Annotated in this window: 3 protein-coding genes; all 3 read right to left on the bottom strand. The window is 73.1% G+C overall.

What is annotated here, in order from left to right; translation table 11 throughout:
- Positions 1–956, bottom strand: a 956-nt coding sequence (locus VGD44_RS14355; protein ID WP_331088206.1) for a class I adenylate-forming enzyme family protein, incomplete at its 3' end; no start/stop codon positions are given.
- A 68-nt stretch (positions 957–1,024) separates the two neighbouring features.
- Entirely contained in the window at positions 1,025–2,101 is a 1,077-nt protein-coding gene (locus VGD44_RS14350; protein WP_331088205.1) for an acyl-CoA dehydrogenase family protein, read from the bottom strand.
- On the bottom strand, positions 2,098–2,435 hold a 338-nt coding region (locus VGD44_RS14345; protein ID WP_331088204.1), incomplete at its 5' end, for an acyl-CoA dehydrogenase family protein. The genes VGD44_RS14350 and VGD44_RS14345, both read right to left, overlap by 4 nt.

Raw genomic sequence — 2,435 nt, 5'->3', positions numbered from 1 at the left:
GAGCCGGGCACGAACGGCCGCTCGACCGAGGTCCCGGCCACGGCGGTCGGCGCCTCGGTCAGGCCGTAGCCGCCGAGCAGGGGTTTGCCTAAGCGCGCCTGGTGCAGCGTCCGCAACTCGTCGGGCACGTTGGCCCCGCCGCTGGCCGCGAACTTCAGGCTCGCCAGGTCGGCGGCATCGATCTCGCGGCGGGTCAGGAGATCGTAGACGGTTGCCGGCGCGCCGGTGAAGCATTCGATCCGCTCGTCGCGCACCCATTCGGCGATGCCCCCGGCGTCGGCTCGGTCCATGCAGACGCAGACGCCGCCGCCGGACAGGGACGTGACGGCTTCCAGGATCATCAGGTTCAGGATGGTCAGCGGCAGCGTCACGCCCCGGCGCAGGTCCGGCGCCCAGTGCGAGCCGCGCAGGCCGGCATGCCCGGCGGCGGCGACTAGGACCATGTTGTGCTGGCTGTGCACCGCGCCCTTCGGGTGGCCGGTCGTGCCGCTGGTGTAGGCGATGGCGGCTGGCGCGTGCGGATCGATGGCGACGTCGGCCCGGGGCGCACCCGCGTGCTGCGCCACCATGCGGAGCCACGCGTTGCCCTCCGGCCTCGGCTCCAGGTCGATCACTTGTTCCAGCTCGGAAAGGCCGTCCCGGAGCGGCTCGATCTGCGCCTGGGCCGCAGCGTCCGCGAAGAAGACCCGCGCGCCCGAGTCCTGCAGTTGGAAGGCCTTTTCCGGCGCCGCCAGCGGGCGGTTGACCCCGACCCAGATCGCCCCCAGCCGCTGGGCGGCGAAGAAGGCGATGATGATGTCGGGGTGGTTGCCGGCGCAGGCCGCCACCCGGTCGCCGGGGCCGACCCCGAGCGCCCGCAGCGCCGCCGCGCCGGCGTCGATGGCGGCGTCCAGCTGCGCATAGGTGTAGCGGGCGTGGCGCCCGACGACCGCCTCTGCGTCGGGATGTGTGGTCACGCTGCGGTCCAGCGACGAGGCGACGTCGCGCCAGCCTCCTGGGATTTGGGGCCTCGGGGCCACGGCGCTCACCAGCCGCCCAATTGCGCCGCGCGCTCGCGGTGGCGGGACGGGGCCCCGAGATAGGCGAAGTCGAACATGGCGCGCTTGAACCAGATCTGGGCGTCGTACTCCCAGGTGTAGCCGATGCCGCCGTGCGCCTCGATCGCCGCCCGCGCGGTCTGCATATAGACCTCGCCGAGATGCGCCTTGGCGAGTGCAGCCACGCGCGCGCTGTCGGGCGATTGCCGGTCGTATGCGTGGGCCGCGTACCAGTAGAGGCCGCGGGCAGGCTCCACCTCGACGGCCATGTTGGCCAACTGGTGCTTCAGGCCCTGGAAGCGGCCGATGGGCCCGCCGAACTGCTCGCGGGTCTTGGCGTATTCGGTGCTCATCTCCAGCAGGCGCGTCGCGCCGCCGAATGCGTCAGCGGCCAGCAGCACCAGGGCCGCGTCCACGACCCTGTCCGCGGCTTCGCCGGAGGCTGGCATGGCTTCGGCGGGCGTCGCGGCATAGGTCACCTGGGTGAGCCGCCGGGTGCGGTCGGCGCCGTCGCGGGGCGCCAGGGCCTGTCCCGGCGCGGCGCGCTCGACCAGGGCGAAGCCATCGGTGACGCCGACCACGGTGACATCGGCCAGTTCAGGATAGAGCACGTCCCGCTTCTCGCCGGCGAGCTGGCCGTCCGCGAAGCGCGTCTCCCAGGTCGCGGGTCGCAGCCGCTCGCCCGGCTCGGCCAGTGCGACCGTGCCGATCACCTCGCCCGTCGCGAGCCCCGGAAGCCATCGGGCCTTCTGGTCGTCGCTGCCGCAGAGCGCGATGGCGTGGATGGCGAGGACATGGCCGAGGAAGGGGCCGGGCGCGCCGGCGTATCCGAGCGCCTCGGCGGCGAGCGCCACGTCCAGCAGGCCCAGGCCCAGACCACCGGCGTCCTCGGGCGCGCCGATGCCGCCGGCTCCCAGCGCCATCAGGCCTTGCCAGAAGTCGGGGTCGAAGCCGCTGTCGCCCTCGAAGGCTCCGCGCCGGGCGCCGGCGTCGCCGCGCTCCAGGGCGTAGTCGCGAACGGCGGCCTGCAGGTCGAGCTGGTCGTCGGAGAGGAGGAATCTCATGCCCGGTCCCCCTGGTCCCGCGGCAGGCCCAGCCCGCGCTCGGCGATGACGTTGCGCTGGATGTTCGACGCTCCCCCGGCAATGGCGACGCCCAGCGAGCCCATGATCTGGTTCACCCACTTCTCGTCGCCGCGGGCGCCGCGGCCGGCGGGCGGCATGGACAGCGCGGCGTCGCCGATGAGGTCCTGCGCCAGGTTGGCGATCCGGTGGCCGATCTGGGTGCCGTTCAGCTTGTTGAGCACGCCGATCAGGCCGGGGTCCTGGCCCGCGAGGTCCATCGACATCTGCCGGTACGACGAATAGCGCTGGGCCAGCACATAGGCTTCGATCCGCG

It is taken from the genome of Phenylobacterium sp. (assembly GCF_036402295.1).
Lineage (GTDB): Bacteria > Pseudomonadota > Alphaproteobacteria > Caulobacterales > Caulobacteraceae > Phenylobacterium.
The sequence above is the reverse complement of the archived record's forward strand: the minus strand, read 5'-3'. Positions and strand labels throughout refer to the sequence as shown.